This is a genomic window from Mycobacterium tuberculosis H37Rv, from assembly GCF_000195955.2.
Taxonomy (GTDB): Bacteria; Actinomycetota; Actinomycetes; order Mycobacteriales; family Mycobacteriaceae; genus Mycobacterium; species Mycobacterium tuberculosis.
This window is the reverse complement of record NC_000962.3, coordinates 449394-466670: the sequence shown is the minus strand read 5'-3', so window position 1 is coordinate 466670 and position 17277 is coordinate 449394. Positions and strand designations below refer to the sequence as shown.

The following is a 17277-nucleotide window of genomic DNA, read 5'->3' as shown; positions in this document are numbered from 1 at the left end:
ACTCAGGTACGGCGGGCGGCCGCTTGAGCGAGTTGCAGTCGCGAGGTGAAGCCGAGTTTGGTGTAGACGTGCGTCAGGTGCGTTTGCACTGTTCGCGGTGAGACGAAAAGCCGCGTCGCGATGTCCTTGTTGGCCAGTCCCTCGCCAACCAGTCGCACGACGTCAATCTCGGTCGGAGTAAGCGATTCCCAACCGGTGGCCGGTCGTTTGCGCCAGGAGTGGCCACGTTGCGCATAGGCGATCGTCTCCTTGATCGACAACGCGGCACCTTCGGCCCATGCAGCGTCGAAGTCTTTCTCCCCCATCGCATCTCGCAGAGCCGTCACCGACTGCACATAGTCCGAACGGTAAATCGCGAAGCGGACCGAGCCGATCTGCTGTCGGATAGCCTCGGCGGCGCCGAAGAGTCGTGCCGCCGCATGGTGGGTGCCGGCGTCGCTGGCCAGGCCGGCAAGGCATTCGAGCACGTCGGGGAGATCCAGGTGTGCCCCGCTCTCGGCCGCGCACGCGAGCGCCTTATGCGCGTCGCGTTCGGCTTCTTCCCGCTTGCCCTCGGCGACCGCGATCCTGGCGCGAGTCGCCAGCGCCATCGCCAGATGATGGCCGGTCATTGACTGCACGGCATCGTCACACCAACGACGCGCTGCGCTAAGGTCACCACCAGCCAGTGCAGCCTGGGCATTGAACGCGCGCTGCACCGCTGCCGAGAGGGGCAGCGCCAAACTCAAGTTCCGCCAGGCCGCCTCGCTGGCATGTTGAGCCGTCTGCACGTCGCCGGCGGCCAACGCGGCCGTGGTCAACGCCGAGTAGCCCATACCCGCGAAGTACTCGCCCAGCTCGGCGGCCTCGAGAGCGGCGTCGGCCGCCGCCCTAGCCGCACTCAATTCACCCTGGTAGGCGAGCGCGAAGGCCAGGCCCTGCAGGCTGTTGGCCTTGTGCAGCACTTCCTGAGACGCCTCGGCCTCGTCCACCACCTCGCCGAATTGGGCGGCGGCCGCGGCCAGCTCCCCCCGCATCAGCTGGGCGTAGCCGAGACACCAGCGGCACCACAGCGCATTGGAGTGGTCACCGATCGCGGCAGCCAGCTCGCGTGCCTCTTGGGCGGCCGGGCGTGCCGCGACCGGGTCACCCGCCACGACCGCATCGACCGCCTGAAAGGTAAGGATCTGGGCCAGCCTCCACCGGTCGTCTACCGCTCGTGCCAGGTCGATCGCCTCGGCGAAATAAGACGCGGCCGCATCGGCGCGAGCTACCGCTACCGCGATCAAGCCGCAGGCCGTGAGCGCCCGGGACAGCAGCGCCGGTTCATCGACCTCGCGCGCGATCACCAAAGCCTGTTGGGCCTGCTCCATACCGGCGGCGGCGTCGACGAAGATGTCGAGCAGGGCCTTGTCGGCCAATGCCCGGGCGCGCACCGCGGCCGCCACCTCGAGATGACGCGCATTCTCGTCGGCAAGAATGCTGTCAAACCAGGCGCGCCCCTCCTGGATGCGCCCCCGCGTCATCCATACCCGCAACAGGGAGGACGCCAGCGCCAAGGCGCCCTCGGTGTCGGAATTTTCCCGGTTCCACACAAAGGCGGCACGTAGGTTGTCGATCTCGGTTTCGGCTTGGTCGAGGCAGTGCGAATAATCGGAGGGTCCGGGATTGTCGACCCTGGCAGCCAGCGCCGTGTAGTAGTCACGGTGCCGCGCAAACACGGCGTCCACCTCGCCAGCCTCGGAGAGTTTTTCCAACGCGTAGTGGCGCATCGTCTCGCATAACCGATAGCACGTCCGGCCGCTGTTGTCGTCGGCCATCACCAGTGACTTGTCGACCAGCAGGGTGATCTCGTCAAGGACCTGGTAGCGCTGCACATCGCCGCTGCAGGCAACCGCCTGTGCGTCGTCGACAAAAAAGCAACCCACAAACACCGCAAGCCGGCGAAACAAGGTACGTTCCGGCTCGGTCAATAGCGTGTACGACCAATCCACCGAGGCCCACAGCGTCTGCTGCCGGTGCGCGGCCGTGCGCGCACCGCCGGTCAACAGCGCGAACCGGTCACGCAAGCCATCGATGATCTCGTCAAGCGTCATCGACCGCAGCCGCGCAGCCGCCAGCTCGATCGCCAGCGGCAAACCGTCCAGCCGTTTGCAGATCTCGGTCACTGCGGCGGAGTTGTCGTCGGTGAGGCGAAAGTCCGGCCGGACTCGCTGAGCCCGGTAGCAAAACATCTCAACGGCTTCATCGCTCAGTGACAGCGACGGCACCCGGTAGCTCACCTCACCCTCGACCCGGAGCGGCTCACGACAAGTTGCCAGCAACCTCACCCCCCGGCACGCTTTCACCAGCGCTAACACCAAGGCCGCCGTCGCATCCAGCAGGTGCTCGCAGTTATCCAGCACCACCAGGGCTGGACGCCCGCCAAGAAAGCGCAGCACGGTGTCCGTCGTGGAGCGGCCCGGCTGGTCGTGCAGTCCCAGCGCGCCCGCCACCGTGACCGGCACCAAGTCGGGGTCCGTGATCGGCGCCAGATCCACGAACCACGCGCGACCGAACTCACCGGCGATCTGCGCCGCGAGCTGCGCCGCCAGCCGTGTCTTGCCCACGCCGCCGGCGCCGGTCAGGGTCACCAACCGGTTATCGGTCACCAACCGGTGCACCTCGGTGATCTGCGCGCCGCGCCCCACAAAACGCGTCAGGTGCACCGGAAGACCATGGGCCACATCGTCATTGGCCACCCGCAGCGGCGGGAAATCGATACGCAATTCGGGATGACACAGCTGCATTACCCGCTCCGGACGCGACAGATCCCGCAGCGCGTGCGTCCCCAGGTCAACCAGCCATGCTTTGTCCGGGAGGCGATCGATGACCAGGCTTTCGGTCACGCCCGAGAGCACCGTCTGGCCCCCATGCGCCAAGTCACGCAGGCGCGCGGTCCGGTTGATGGTCGGACCGGCATAGTTGCCTTCGTCGCGGAGCGCGACCTCCCCGGTGTGCACGCCTATGCGCAACCGGATCGGTGCGAGCCGCGCTCGCTGCAAGTCCAACGCGGCGGCCACGGCATCCGACGCGCAGGCGAACGCGAGGACAAAGCTATCACCCTCACCCTGCTCGACTGGGCGTACGCCGTCATGGGCGGCAATCACACCAGACACGGCTTTGTCGAGGCGCGCCACGGCAGCACCCATGTCGTCTGGATGGGTCTCCCACAGCCAGGTGGATCCCTCGACGTCGGCCAACAGCAATGTCACTGTGCCCCGTGGCAGCAACTTGCTCATCCCCGCTCCACTCAGTCGCACTCATGCTAGCCAGCGGTGACCGGGTAGCAAAGGCCGTATGCCATGTCGAAGCGACGCCACCGGACGGTGGATTTCCGCCCGGCTAGCGCGACAGTGGGTCGTGCTGAATGCGCTCCGGTGGCGCGCCTTTGGCGATCAGGGCGGCCTTGGTGGCGCGGACCATGGCCGGTCCACCGCAGATCAGAATCTGCCGATCGCCCCAGCCGCCGTATCGGGAGACCACATCGGGTAGTCGGCCGGTCTGGCGCACGTGCAGACCGCGCGGCGCCGACACGTCGGGATAGTCGGCGGCCCAAGCCGGATCACCGTTGTACTCCGACACCGGCGAGACCGACAGCCACGGATTGTGCGCCGCGATCTGCCACAGCGTGGGCAGGTCGTAGAGTTCGCAGGCATAGCGTGCTCCGAAGAACAGGTGCACGCGCGGATTCACCGCGAAGCGGCTGAGGTCGATGATCAGCGCCCGCAGCGGCGCCAGCCCGGTGCTACCGGCGACCATGAGCACGTCGCCGCCGTCGCGGTCCACCCGAAAGGCTCCGTGCGGACCGGACAATCGCCACCGGTCACCGGGCCGAGTTTCACCCACGATGGCGTTGCTGACCAGGCCACCGGGAACCACCCGGACGTGAAACTCGATCCGCCCGTTCGGGTCGGCCGGAATGGCTGGGCTGAGATATCGCCACCGGCGGGGGCATTGCGGAACATGCACGTTGACGTATTGGCCAGGGTAATAGTGCAGCGGGCGGTCCAGCTGCAGCCGAGCGACAGCAAGGTCGCGTGACACCCGGATGTGCTCGACGACCGTGCCGTCCCACCAGGCGGGCGCGTCATCGGCGTCCGCGGCACCGCTCATCACCCCGATGATCAGGTTGAGCGACTGGCCGGCGGCCTCGTCGACGGCGTCCGTCCAGGCGCCCCGGCTTGGATGGCCCAGATAGTCACGCAGGGTCGTATACAGCGCGCGGCGCAACGTGTCGTACTGGGTTGGCAGCACACCGTATTTGCGGTGGTCGCGGCCGAGCTGGGCAAGAAAGGCCACCGGTTCCTCGGCGCGCTGCGCCACCAGCTCGCCGTACACCCAGTGCAGCGCCTGCCCGAAAGCGGCTCGCTGGGCGCCCATGTCGGGTGGGAACAGGTCGCGTACCGAGGCGTCGAGGGCAAACCAATGGGCATAGAAGCGGCGGACCAGTTCCGGGTCGTCGAGCTTGAAGGCGTTTTGCAACACCCGCAACGCGTCCCGGTCCTCGAGGCCCACGGACCTCGATTCTAAGCTCGCGGCGAAACGGCGGCGGATGCACAAGTGGGTAAAATTGAGCGGAACAGACTCAACATTGACGGCGTTGAACAACCCGACAAGCATTTCGAACGGACCCCGAATGGAGGTGTCGTGGACTCGTTTAACCCGACGACCAAGACGCAGGCGGCGCTAACCGCGGCGTTACAGGCGGCTTCGACCGCCGGCAATCCCGAGATCCGGCCCGCTCACCTGCTGATGGCGCTGCTGACCCAAAACGACGGTATCGCCGCACCGCTACTGGAGGCTGTCGGTGTCGAGCCCGCCACCGTCCGCGCCGAAACCCAGCGCCTGCTCGACCGTTTGCCGCAGGCGACTGGAGCCAGCACGCAGCCGCAGCTGTCCCGCGAGTCGTTAGCGGCGATCACCACCGCGCAGCAGCTGGCCACCGAGCTGGACGACGAGTACGTCTCCACCGAGCACGTGATGGTCGGGCTGGCCACCGGTGACTCCGACGTCGCCAAGCTGTTGACCGGCCACGGCGCCTCGCCGCAGGCGCTGCGGGAGGCGTTCGTCAAGGTGCGCGGCAGCGCCCGGGTCACCAGCCCCGAACCGGAGGCGACCTATCAGGCGCTGCAGAAGTACTCCACCGACCTGACCGCCCGCGCCCGCGAAGGCAAACTCGACCCGGTCATCGGCCGCGACAACGAGATCCGCCGCGTGGTGCAGGTGCTGTCCCGTCGCACCAAGAACAACCCGGTGCTGATCGGTGAGCCCGGCGTCGGCAAGACCGCGATCGTGGAGGGCCTGGCGCAGCGCATCGTGGCCGGCGACGTGCCGGAGAGCTTGCGCGACAAGACCATCGTCGCGCTCGATCTCGGCTCGATGGTCGCCGGCTCCAAATACCGCGGCGAATTCGAGGAACGGCTCAAGGCCGTCCTCGACGACATCAAGAACTCGGCCGGCCAAATCATCACGTTCATCGACGAGCTGCACACCATCGTCGGCGCCGGCGCCACCGGCGAGGGGGCGATGGACGCCGGCAACATGATCAAGCCGATGCTGGCCCGCGGCGAGTTACGGCTGGTCGGGGCGACCACGCTGGACGAATACCGCAAGCACATCGAGAAGGACGCCGCGCTCGAGCGCCGTTTCCAACAGGTGTACGTCGGCGAGCCGTCGGTGGAGGACACCATCGGCATCCTGCGCGGGCTCAAAGACCGCTACGAGGTGCACCACGGGGTGCGCATCACCGACTCGGCGCTGGTGGCAGCTGCCACTTTGAGCGACCGGTATATCACCGCCCGCTTCCTGCCCGACAAGGCCATCGACCTGGTCGACGAGGCGGCCAGCCGGCTGCGGATGGAGATCGACTCGCGGCCCGTCGAGATCGACGAGGTCGAGCGGCTGGTGCGCCGGCTGGAGATCGAAGAGATGGCGCTGTCCAAAGAAGAAGACGAGGCGTCGGCGGAGCGGTTGGCCAAGCTGCGCTCCGAGCTGGCCGACCAGAAAGAGAAGTTGGCCGAGCTCACCACCCGCTGGCAGAACGAGAAGAACGCGATCGAAATCGTCCGCGACCTCAAGGAGCAGCTGGAAGCCCTGCGCGGGGAATCCGAGCGGGCCGAACGCGACGGCGACCTGGCCAAGGCCGCCGAGCTGCGCTACGGACGCATCCCCGAGGTGGAGAAGAAGCTCGACGCGGCGTTGCCGCAGGCGCAGGCCCGGGAGCAGGTGATGCTCAAGGAGGAGGTCGGTCCCGACGACATCGCCGACGTGGTGTCGGCGTGGACCGGCATCCCGGCCGGTCGGCTGCTGGAAGGCGAGACCGCCAAGCTGCTGCGCATGGAAGACGAGCTGGGCAAGCGGGTCATCGGGCAGAAGGCCGCGGTTACCGCAGTCTCTGATGCGGTGCGGCGCAGCCGGGCCGGGGTGTCCGACCCCAACCGGCCCACCGGGGCGTTCATGTTCCTCGGCCCGACCGGTGTCGGCAAGACCGAGCTGGCCAAGGCGCTGGCCGACTTCCTGTTCGACGACGAGCGGGCGATGGTCCGCATCGACATGAGCGAGTACGGCGAGAAGCACACCGTGGCTCGGTTGATCGGCGCCCCGCCCGGCTATGTGGGATACGAGGCGGGCGGTCAGCTGACCGAGGCGGTGCGCCGGCGTCCCTACACGGTGGTGCTGTTCGACGAGATCGAGAAGGCGCACCCGGACGTGTTCGACGTGCTGCTGCAGGTCCTCGACGAGGGCCGGCTCACCGACGGGCACGGCCGCACGGTCGACTTCCGCAACACCATCTTGATCCTGACGTCCAACCTGGGGTCGGGTGGCAGCGCCGAGCAGGTGCTGGCCGCGGTGCGCGCTACGTTCAAGCCGGAGTTCATCAACCGGCTCGACGACGTGCTCATCTTTGAGGGTCTCAACCCCGAAGAGCTGGTGCGCATCGTCGACATCCAGCTGGCGCAGCTGGGCAAGCGGCTGGCGCAGCGGCGGCTGCAGCTGCAGGTCTCGCTGCCGGCCAAGCGCTGGTTGGCGCAGCGCGGATTCGACCCGGTGTACGGGGCGCGGCCGTTGCGCCGGCTGGTGCAGCAGGCCATCGGTGACCAGCTGGCCAAGATGCTGTTGGCCGGCCAGGTGCACGACGGCGATACCGTGCCGGTCAACGTCAGCCCCGACGCCGACTCGCTGATCCTGGGCTGATTTGTCTGACGAGCAGACGCGGAATCGCACGCGTGAGGTCCGCGCAGTGCGATTCCTCGTCTGCTCGGCGTGGAAGGTGACTGGGTTGTGACCTGGTCGCATTCTCGGTTCCGGGCCGCCAGCGGATAGGCTAAGCACCGATGGTCCCGCTTTGGTTCACGCTCTCGGCACTGTGCTTCGTCGGTGCCGTGGTGTTGCTGTACGTCGACATCGATCGACGCCGCGGGCGCAGCAGACGCCGCAAGTCGTGGGCGCGATCGCACGGGTTCGACTACGAACGGGAATCCACCGAGATACTCAAGCGCTGGACGCGCGGCGTGATGTCCACAGTTGGCGATGTTGCCGCCCATAACGTGGTGCTGGGTCAGATCCGCGGCGAGGCGGTGTACATCTTCGATCTCGAGGAAGTCGCCACCGTGATCGCGCTGCATCGCAAGGTGGGCACCAATGTCGTGGTCGACCTGCGGCTCAAAGGCCTGAAAGAGCCACGAGAAAGCGACATCTGGCTGCTGGGCGCGATCGGGCCACGGATGGTGTACTCCACCAATCTAGACGCGGCCCGGCGCGCCTGCGATCGGCGGATGGTCACCTTCGCGCACACCGCGCCCGACTGCGCCGAAATCATGTGGAACGAGCAGAACTGGACGCTGGTCAGCATGCCGATTGCCAGCACCCGTGCCCAGTGGGACGAGGGCCTGCGCACCGTGCGCCAATTCAACGACTTGCTGCGCGTGTTGCCGCCGCTGCCGCAGGAGATGCCCCAACAAACCGGGGTGGGACCGCGCGGCGCGGCACCTGGCCGACCCGTGGCCCCGGGCGGCCCCGCGGAGTTACCGCCGCGGCGCGCCCAGCCGGATCCGGCAACCACGGTGCTGCCCGATCCGGCTCGTCGGGCCCCCGAGCCGATCCGCCGCGATGAAGGCCGCTCCGAAGGCGTTCGGCGCCCGCCGCCGGCCGGACGCAACGGCCAGCAGGCCACCAACTACCAACACTGAGACCGCGGATGTCACGCCCGAGGCCACCGCGGTGACGCCGCATGTGATCGGCCTCCCGCGTGGCGGCGTGAGGAGAAGCCGTGGCCGGACCTGACCGCGCAGAGTTGGCTGAGTTGGTGCGCCGGCTGTCGGTGGTGCACGGCCGCGTCACGCTGTCGTCTGGCCGGGAGGCCGACTACTACGTCGACCTGCGTCGCGCCACCTTGCACCATCGGGCGTCCGCGCTGATCGGCCGGCTAATGCGCGAACTCACTGCCGACTGGGACTATTCGGTTGTCGGCGGCCTGACACTCGGGGCCGATCCCGTGGCGACCGCCATCATGCATGCCCCGGGCCGTCCGATCGACGCGTTCGTGGTCCGCAAGTCGGCGAAAGCCCATGGCATGCAGCGACTTATCGAAGGGTCGGAGGTTACCGGGCAGCGGGTGCTGGTGGTAGAGGACACCAGTACCACCGGTAACTCCGCGCTGACGGCGGTGCACGCCGTCCAAGACGTGGGTGGTGAGGTTGTCGGCGTGGCTACCGTGGTGGATCGCGCCACCGGGGCCGCAGAGGCTATCGAAGCCGAGGGACTGCGCTACCGCAGCGTGCTGGGCCTGGCCGATCTGGGGCTGGATTAGGCGTCGGCGGCATCGCTGTGCGCATTCTCGTTGCCTGGGCCACCTGCGGGGCCGTCGTCCTGTCCGGTCTGACGGGCTGCTCGGGTTCGAGTCATTCCGGTCGCACCTACGGCGCCCAGAGCGCCCGGACCGGCGAATCGCTGGCGGTGCTGGGCTGGAACATGTCGGTGTCGAATCTGCGCTGGTCCGGCGACTATGTGCTCATCGACGTGGATGCATCCCCGACGGACCCGCATGCGCCGCACGCCAAGCCCGAAGACATTCGCTTCGGGCTGTACGGCGCGTTGGCCCATCCGATGGAATCCGCTGCGCTCGGCAGCTGCGGCGACGCGATGGCCCACGTGCGCGACGTCGTGTCGCCGCTATCGGCGCCTGCCGGCCGGCTCACAGGCACGGTCTGCCTGGGTCCGCTGAAAGAGCGAAGCGCCGTCCGCGGCGTGTACACGTACTCGCCCCGCGATCGGATCCCGGGTACTGCCGCGGCCTATCCGGCCGCGTTTCCGGTGGGGATGCTGCCGACCAATCAAAACGACGCCGGTCTGGTGGTCAAGACCACCAGCGTCTCGGCTTGGCGCGCCGACGGCATGCAGCTGGGTAAGCCCCAGCTCGGAGATCCGGTGGCGTTCACCGGTAATGGCTACATGCTGCTGGGGCTGGAGGTCGACGCCGTCCCGGATCGGTATCGGGACGACTCCGCTGCCCGCGGCGGTCCCATGATGCTGCTCGCCGCACCGACACTGCCCGGCCGCGGACTGAGCCCGGCGTGCGCGACGTATGGATCCTCGGTGCTGATCCTTCCTGACGCGCTACTGGACGCGGTCCACATTAGCGCGTCGCTGTGTACGCAGGGCGAGATCAACGAGGCGTTGCTGTACGCGACGGTCGCGACAGTGGGAACCCACGCCGCGTTGTGGACCTCGCGATGAGTGCGCTTGGGCCCGGGCCTACGGAATGGGGCGCGCCGACCGGCGGCGTGGGGCCCTGGGCAGGCGACCTCCCGGACGACCCCCGATACGACCCGGTGTTGTTGCGCGACGGCGATGCTCGCAACGTCGTCGACGCCTACCGGTACTGGACCCGAGAGGCGATCATCGCCGACATCGATACGCGCCGTCACCCCTTGCACGTGGCGATCGAGAACTTCGGACACGATGCCAATATCGGCTCGGTGGTGCGCACCGCCAATGCATTCGCCGTGCACACCGTGCACATCGTCGGGCGTCGGCGGTGGAATCGGCGCGGCGCCATGGTGACCGACCGCTATCAGCGGTTATGCCACCACGACAGCACCACCGGGCTGCTGGAGTTCGCGGCGGGCGCCGGCTTGACCGTGGTGGCGGTGGACAACGTCCCGGGTGCGGCGCGCCTGGAGCAGACCGCGTTGCCGCGGGAATGCCTGCTGTTATTCGGCCAGGAAGGGCCCGGCATTACCGACGACGCCCGTGCCGGCGCGGCGGTCACGGTGTCGATCGCCCAGTTCGGGTCGACGCGAAGCATTAACGCCGGCGTGGCCGCCGGAATCGCGATGCACGCCTGGATACGGCAGCACGCGGACCTGGGCCGCGCCTGGTAGGCCTCGGCGAGCAGACACAAAATCGCACGAATCAACCGCAAACCGTGCGATTTTGCGTCTGCTCGCCGGCCCGTGCTAGCGCGGTTGCGCCGGCCTCATCTTGAACGACACTTCGAGCTTGATGCGGTAGGTGATCTTGCCGGCGCTGTCCACGGCCATGTCCTGCTCAATGACCCGAGCGACGCGGATGTCATCGACGCTATCCCGCGCCCGCTGGACCGCCTCCGCCGCCGCCTGTTCCCAGGATGTGGGGCTGGTCCCGATGATGTCGATCACCTTGTACACACTCATGGGGGTAAAGCGTATAGCTTCTTCGATCCGAGAAAGTTGGCGCGTCGATTCGTCTAGCCCGCCGAGCCCGCGTCCGCTCTCGGTTGTGAGCGAGCCCGGTGATGCGGTGATTTTCGGGTCAGCCGGGTGCGCCGGGCTTGCCCACTGCGCCGCGTTCTCCGCTGTTGCCGGGGTCGCCGGCGTTGCCGTTTATGGACCCGCTTGCTCCAGCATCGCCACCTTCGCCACCGGCGCCGGTGGCCCCGCCGCTACCGCCGTCGCCGCCGGCCCCGCCGCTGCCGATCAACCCCGCGGAGCCACCGTTACCGTCCGCATTCCCGGCCTCCCAGCGGCCCGACACCACCACACCCTCAGCCGCGCTGGATCACGGTTCAACGGGCAACAGGCACCAAAGGCTCCAGCGCACGATGCACAGTGAACCTTGCACCTGGGCCGCACCCTGTGGTATGGAACGAGCAAGCGCTGATCGCACGCAGTAGGCGTACGGCGATAGCCTCAACGCTCCTGTGCGACAAGGGAACTGGCTAATCCTCGCAGCCGGGCCCCGTCAACGGGCGGACCGGCGCGCCGAGCCTTTCAAGTCGAAGTAGCTAGCTCCACAGGGTGACGTGGACCTTTGGGCGGAACCGCGTCACCCCGACCCCGCTACCCGGGATCATCGCCTGAATACACCTCGGGGTGCTGATGAAGCCAACAAGCTCGGAGACGGCGGGTTGGCGGGCCGAAGGCGCCAATGTCGCCACACACCACTCGCCGGCGCGATCCAGCCCAGGACCGGTCACGTGCACCAACCGTCCGGCGGCAAGATCCTTGGCGACCGCAAAGCCAATGGCCAGCGTGGCGCCCCCGACGCGCATGACCTCCTCCAGCGCGGCGGCATCGCTCTGGAAGATCCGTTGCTGGGACTCCGGAATCGCCAAGCCGCGCAACATGGTTGCGATCTCACCATCTACGCTGCCGGCGGACGGACCCAACATCCATTGCTGGTGACGCAACAGCGCGGGCATCGGAATGCCTGCGGCCAGTGGGCTATTCGGCGCGACGACGGTGATGATCTGATACTTCAGGAAGGGCCGTAGAAAGATCGAGCCGTCGGAACCGATCGAGCTCTCACTGGCCGGGCCGATCGCGATGTCGACGGCGCGCGAGCAGATCAGTTCGCGGAACCGGCTGGTGGGATGCACGCTCAACTCGACCGAAAGGTCGTCGGCCCGAGACGAGAAGAGCTCGATCAGGCCCGGCGCGGCGTGTTCGGCGAAGGCGCTGGAGGCGGCGATGCGCAGCAACCGACGCCCGTGGGCGGCCTCGGTGACCTCGATCGCGGTTTGTTGTTGCAGGCCCAGGATTTCGACCGCGCGGCTGGCCAGCCGCAGCCCGCCGGGCGTGAACGCCAGCCCGGCACCGGTCCTGGTAAACAGCGGGTCGTCGAGTTCCTTGCGCAGCGCCGCGACGTGCATGGAGACTCCGGCGTCGGAAAGACCGAGTTCCGCGGCGGCCGCCCGTACCGAGCCCAGGCGAACCACCGCCGAATAGGCCCGAAGTTGAGCCGGGGTCATGCACTGAAGCCTACTTTGGGAAGCGTGCGTGAAGTGCTTGCCGAGCTGATGGCGATCTGGGCCGCCGGTGACACCGCGGGGGTCGCGACGGTGGTGCGAACCTTGCGGTCAGCGCCGCGGCCCCCAGGGGCCGCGATGGTGGTAGCCCCGGACGGTTCGGTAAGTGGGTCGGTGTCGGGCGGCTGCGTGGAGGGTGCGGTATATGAGCTGGCCGCCGAGGTGGCCCAAACCGGGATACCGCGGCTGGAACACTACGGAGTCAGCGACGATACCGCATTCGCGGTAGGCCTGACCTGTGGCGGCATCATCGACGTCTTCGTCGAGCCCGTATCGCGGGCCACGTTTCCCGAGCTGGGCGAGCTGGCCGACGACATCGGCGCGCAACGCCCGGTCGCCATCGCGACCGTCATCGCCCATCCGGACGAGCGGCGGGTGGGTCGCCGACTGGTGATCCGGCCCGACACAAAGAGCCCCGTGACGGGTTCGCTGGGTTCGGCGCGTGCCGATGCGGCGGTTATCGACGATGCGCGGGGTCTGCTCGCGGTGGGCCGCAGCGAGATCCTCGAATATGGGCCCGATGGGCAGCGGCGTGGCGAGGGCATGGAGGTCTTCGTGTCCAGCCACGCGCCGCGCCCGCGGATGCTGGTGTTCGGTGCCATCGACTTCGCCGCCGCGCTGGCGCGGCAGGGTTCGTTCCTCGGCTACCGGGTCACCGTCTGCGACGCCCGCGCGGTATTCGCCACGCCAGCGCGCTTTCCGACGGCCGATGACGTCGTCGTCGCATGGCCCCACCGCTATCTGGCTGCCCAGGCGGAGGCGGGTGGTATCGACGAGCGCACGGTGATCTGCGTGCTCACCCACGATCCGAAGTTCGACGTCCCGGTGCTCGAGGTGGCGCTGCGCCTGGGTGTCGGATACGTGGGGGCGATGGGATCACGCAAGACGCACGACGACCGGATGGATCGGCTACGCGCGGCGGGCCTGACCGACGCCGAGCTGAGCCGGTTGTCCAGCCCGATCGGGCTGGATCTCGGTGCCCGAACCCCCGAGGAGACCGCGGTCTCGATCGCGGCCGACATCATCGCCCGACGTTGGGGCGGAGGGGGACGCCCGCTGGCCGATATTGCCGGACGGATCCACCATGATGCGCAGGTAGCGGGCGAGTTCAAGGATTACTTAACTCGACATTGACGCCCTTTTCGCGGGCGGCCGACACTGGGGCGCATGCAAGTACCTGGGCCTTTCGAATACGAACGTGCCACCAGCGTGGACCACGCCATCGGATTGTTGGATCGGTTGGGGGAGGGAGCGCGGGTGGTCGCCGGCGGGCACAGCCTGCTGCCGATGATGAAGCTGCGCATCGCCAACCCCGAGTACCTCGTGGACATCAACGACCTGGCCCCCGAACTCGGCTACGTCGTGGTCGGCGGAATCAACAATCCCAACCTGGTTCGGCTGGGTGCGATGACCCGCCATCGAGAGATTCTGGACTCCGATGCGCTGGCGGCGGTGTGCCCGATCTTCCGCGATGCCGAGCGGGTGATCGCCGACCCGGTGGTCCGCAACCGCGGCACCCTGGGCGGTTCGCTCTGCCAGGCGGATCCGGCCGAGGACCTGTCGACCGTGTGCACCGTTCTGGATGCGGTGTGCCTGGCGAAAGGGCCCTCGGGTGAACGTGAGATAGCGATCGACGACTTCCTGGTCGGGCCGTACGAAACCGCGCTCGCCCACAACGAGGTCCTAATTGAGGTGCGGATTCCGCTGCGGCACAACACCTCCAGCGCGTACGCCAAGGTGGAACGGCGGGTCGGCGACTGGGCCATCACCGCGGCCGGTGCCGCGGTCACGCTCGACGGCCAGACGATCCTCGCCGCTCGGGTGGGTTTGACCGCGGTGAATCCCGACCCGGTCGCGCTGGCGGAGCTGTCCGCGGGACTGGTCGGCCAACCCGCTACCGAAGAGGTGTTCGCTGAGGCGGGCCGGCGCGCCGCGCAAGCTTGCACGCCGGTGACCGACGTCCGCGGCACCGCGGAGTACAAGCGGCACCTCGCCGGTGAACTGACCGTTCGCACGCTGCGCACCGCCGCCGGGCGCGTGCTCGGCGCGCCGGCGGCCCCCGAGGCCTGAGAGGGGAACCAACCATGCAGGTGAACATGACGGTAAACGGCGAGCCCGTCACCGCCGAGGTCGAACCCCGGATGCTGCTGGTCCATTTTCTCCGTGATCAGCTGCGGCTCACCGGAACTCACTGGGGCTGTGATACCAGCAACTGCGGGACATGCGTGGTGGAGGTCGACGGCGTGCCGGTGAAATCCTGCACGATGCTCGCCGTGATGGCCTCCGGGCACAGCATCCGCACGGTAGAGGGCTTGGCTGGGCCCGACGGCCAGCTCGACCCGGTGCAGGAAGGGTTCATGCGCTGCCACGGGCTGCAATGCGGCTTCTGCACCCCGGGAATGCTGATTACCGCGCGCGCCCTGCTGGACCGCAACCCGGATCCCGACGAGCAGACCATCCGGGAAGCGATCTCGGGGCAGATCTGCCGGTGCACCGGATACACCACGATCGTGCGCTCCATTCAGTGGGCGGCAGCGCACCAGACCGTAAAGGCGCAGTCATGACAACGATCGAGTCACGCCCTCCGTCGCCGGAAGACCTAGCCGACAACGCTCAGCAGCCGTGCGGGCACGGCCGGATGATGCGCAAAGAGGACCCGCGATTCATCCGCGGGCGCGGAACCTACGTCGACGACGTCGCGCTGCCGGGCATGTTGCATCTGGCCATCCTGCGTTCGCCGTATGCGCATGCCCGCATCGTGCGCATCGATGTGACTGCCGCGCAGGCACATCCGAAAGTCAAGGCCGTGGTGACCGGCGCCGATCTGGCCGCCAAGGGCCTGGCTTGGATGCCGACACTAGCCAACGACGTACAAGCCGTGCTGGCCACCGACAAGACGCGCTTCCAGGGCCAAGAGGTGGCGTTCGTGGTTGCCGAGGACCGGTATTCGGCCCGCGATGCATGCGAGTTGGTCGACGTCGACTACGAACCGCGGGATCCCGTCGTGGATGCCCGCACGGCGCTGGACCCGTCGGCGCCGGTCATCCGCACCGATCTGGAGGGAAAGAGCGACAATCACATCTTCGACTGGGAGACCGGCGACGCGGCGGCGACCGAGGCGGTGTTCGCCAAGGCCGACGTCGTTGTCCAGCAGGAGATCGTCTACCCGCGGGTGCACCCGGCGCCGATGGAAACCTGTGGCGCGGTGGCCGATCTAGATCCGGTCACCGGAAAGCTGACGCTGTGGACCACCAGCCAGGCGCCGCACGCGCATCGCACGCTATACGCGCTGGTGGCCGGGTTGCCCGAACACAAGATTCGGGTGATCTCGCCCGACATCGGCGGCGGCTTCGGCAACAAGGTGCCGATCTATCCCGGTTATGTCTGTGCCATTGTCGCGTCGCTGCTGCTGGACAAGCCGGTCAAATGGATGGAGGACCGCAGCGAGAACCTGACGTCCACCGGATTCGCCCGCGACTACATCATGGTCGGCGAGATTGCCGCCAACCGTGACGGCAAGATCCTGGCGATCCGGTCCAATGTGCTGGCCGACCATGGTGCGTTTAACGCCCAGGCCGCGCCGGCGAAGTACCCAGCCGGGTTCTTCGGGGTGTTCACCGGCAGCTACGACATCGAGGCCGCCTACTGTCACATGACCGCGGTGTATACCAACAAGGCGCCCGGCGGGGTCGCCTACGCGTGTTCGTTCCGCATCACCGAAGCGGTCTACTTCGTCGAGCGGCTGGTGGACTGCCTGGCCTTCGAGCTGAAGATGGATCCAGCCGAGCTGCGCTTGCGGAATCTATTGCGGCCCAACCAGTTTCCGTATCAGAGCAAGACTGGTTGGGTGTACGACTCGGGCGACTACGAGACCACAATGCGTAAGGCGATGAACATGATCGGCTACGAGGCGTTACGCGCCGAACAAAAGCAGCGGCGAGCGCGCGGCGAGCTGATGGGCATCGGGATGTCATTTTTCACCGAGGCCGTGGGCGCCGGGCCGCGCAAGGACATGGACATCCTCGGCCTGGGCATGGCCGACGGCTGCGAGCTGCGCGTGCACCCGACGGGCAAAGCCGTGCTGCGGCTTTCGGTTCAGACCCAGGGCCAGGGCCACGAGACGACGTTCGCGCAGATCGTCGCCGAGGAGCTGGGGATTGCGCCCGACGACATCGAGGTGGTGCACGGCGACACCGACCAGACACCGTTCGGGTTGGGCACCTACGGCAGCCGGTCCACACCCGTCTCGGGTGGTGCCGCGGCGCTGGTCGCCCGCAAGGTGCGCGACAAGGCCAAGATCATCGCCTCGGGCATGCTCGAGGTTTCGGTCGCCGACTTACAGTGGGAGAAAGGGAAGTTCCACGTCAAGGGTGACCCGTCGGCCGCGGTGACCATCGCCGACATCGCGATGCGCGCGCACGGCGCCGGCGATCTGCCCGAGGGCATCGAGGGCGGGCTGGATGCCGAGGTCTGCTACAACCCGTCGAATCTGACCTACCCGTACGGCGCCTACTTCTGTGTGGTCGACATCGACCCGGGCACCGCGGTGGTGAAGGTGCGGCGCTTTTTGGCCGTCGATGATTGCGGAACCCGGATCAACCCGATGATCATCGAGGGTCAGGTACACGGCGGCATCGTCGACGGCATCGGCATGGCGCTGATGGAGATGATTGCCTTCGACGAGGACGGCAACTGTCTGGGCGGATCGTTGATGGACTACCTGATCCCGACCGCGCTCGAGGTGCCACACCTAGAGACCGGGCACACCGTGACCCCGTCGCCGCATCACCCGATCGGCGCCAAGGGCATCGGTGAGTCGGCCACGGTGGGTTCCCCGCCGGCGGTGGTGAACGCGGTGGTGGATGCGTTGGCGCCGTTCGGGGTTCGGCACGCCGACATGCCGTTGACGCCGTCGCGGGTCTGGGAGGCCATGCAGGGCCGGGCCACACCACCGATCTAGGGGAGCTCGA

Annotated in this window: 14 protein-coding genes; 9 read left to right on the top strand and 5 right to left on the bottom strand. The window is 67.5% G+C overall.

Translation table 11 applies throughout. The annotated features are described in order from the left end of the window. Window positions 1–2: 2 nt before the first annotated feature. Together Rv0386 and Rv0385 are read right to left on the bottom strand one after the other, a co-directional pair. Window positions 3–3260, bottom strand: a complete 3258-nt coding sequence (locus tag Rv0386; RefSeq protein ID NP_214900.1) for a transcriptional regulator — start codon at window positions 3258–3260, stop codon at window positions 3–5. A gap of 103 nt (window positions 3261–3363) precedes the next feature. Beyond that, complete coding sequence (locus Rv0385; protein ID NP_214899.1) at window positions 3364–4536, bottom strand: monooxygenase; 1173 nt, start codon at window positions 4534–4536, stop codon at window positions 3364–3366. Window positions 4537–4668: 132 nt separating this feature from the next. On the opposite strand from Rv0385, the gene clpB reads away from it, so the two are divergent. The 5 genes from clpB (at window position 4669) to Rv0380c (ending at window position 10403) form a co-directional block, all read left to right on the top strand. Further along, a complete protein-coding gene (clpB, locus tag Rv0384c; protein ID NP_214898.1) occupies window positions 4669–7215 on the top strand; it encodes a chaperone protein ClpB in 2547 nt (848 codons plus the stop codon). A gap of 140 nt (window positions 7216–7355) precedes the next feature. Continuing rightward, window positions 7356–8210: a hypothetical protein gene (locus tag Rv0383c; protein ID NP_214897.1), complete on the top strand. Its 855-nt coding sequence runs from the start codon at window positions 7356–7358 to the stop codon at window positions 8208–8210. Between the two features lie 80 nt (window positions 8211–8290). Continuing rightward, the gene (gene pyrE, locus Rv0382c; RefSeq protein ID YP_177723.1) at window positions 8291–8830 is read left to right on the top strand and encodes an orotate phosphoribosyltransferase; all 540 of its coding nucleotides are present in this window, start codon (window positions 8291–8293) and stop codon (window positions 8828–8830) included. Window positions 8831–8847: 17 nt separating this feature from the next. After that, entirely contained in the window at window positions 8848–9756 is a 909-nt protein-coding gene (locus Rv0381c; protein NP_214895.1) for a hypothetical protein, read from the top strand. Window positions 9757–9851: 95 nt separating this feature from the next. Beyond that, window positions 9852–10403 (top strand): RNA methyltransferase, encoded by a 552-nt coding sequence (locus tag Rv0380c; RefSeq protein ID NP_214894.1) that lies wholly within the window; start codon window positions 9852–9854, stop codon window positions 10401–10403. A gap of 75 nt (window positions 10404–10478) precedes the next feature. Here the strand turns inward: Rv0380c and secE2 are convergent, their stop codons facing one another. The 3 genes from secE2 to Rv0377 form a co-directional block, all read right to left on the bottom strand. After that, window positions 10479–10694, bottom strand: a complete 216-nt coding sequence (gene secE2, locus Rv0379; protein YP_177722.1) for a protein translocase subunit SecE — start codon at window positions 10692–10694, stop codon at window positions 10479–10481. A gap of 118 nt (window positions 10695–10812) precedes the next feature. Continuing rightward, window positions 10813–11034, bottom strand: coding sequence for a hypothetical protein (locus tag Rv0378; protein NP_214892.1), 222 nt, complete (start codon window positions 11032–11034; stop codon window positions 10813–10815). Between the two features lie 250 nt (window positions 11035–11284). Next, entirely contained in the window at window positions 11285–12250 is a 966-nt protein-coding gene (locus Rv0377) for an HTH-type transcriptional regulator (RefSeq protein ID NP_214891.1), read from the bottom strand. A gap of 48 nt (window positions 12251–12298) precedes the next feature. Between Rv0377 and Rv0376c the strand changes: the two genes are divergently transcribed. The 4 genes from Rv0376c (at window position 12299) to Rv0373c (ending at window position 17267) form a co-directional block, all read left to right on the top strand. Next, window positions 12299–13441, top strand: a complete 1143-nt coding sequence (locus Rv0376c; protein NP_214890.1) for a hypothetical protein — start codon at window positions 12299–12301, stop codon at window positions 13439–13441. 75 nt (window positions 13442–13516) lie between these two features. After that, a complete protein-coding gene (locus Rv0375c; RefSeq protein NP_214889.1) occupies window positions 13517–14377 on the top strand; it encodes a carbon monoxyde dehydrogenase medium subunit in 861 nt (286 codons plus the stop codon). Window positions 14378–14391: 14 nt separating this feature from the next. Continuing rightward, complete coding sequence (locus tag Rv0374c; RefSeq protein NP_214888.1) at window positions 14392–14871, top strand: carbon monoxyde dehydrogenase small subunit; 480 nt, start codon at window positions 14392–14394, stop codon at window positions 14869–14871. After that, window positions 14868–17267 carry a carbon monoxyde dehydrogenase large subunit gene (locus Rv0373c; RefSeq protein ID NP_214887.1) on the top strand — a complete coding sequence of 800 codons (2400 nt, stop codon included), beginning with the start codon at window positions 14868–14870 and terminating at the stop codon, window positions 17265–17267. Before Rv0374c ends, Rv0373c begins: the two co-directional genes overlap by 4 nt. The last annotated feature ends 10 nt before the right edge of the window (window positions 17268–17277 follow it).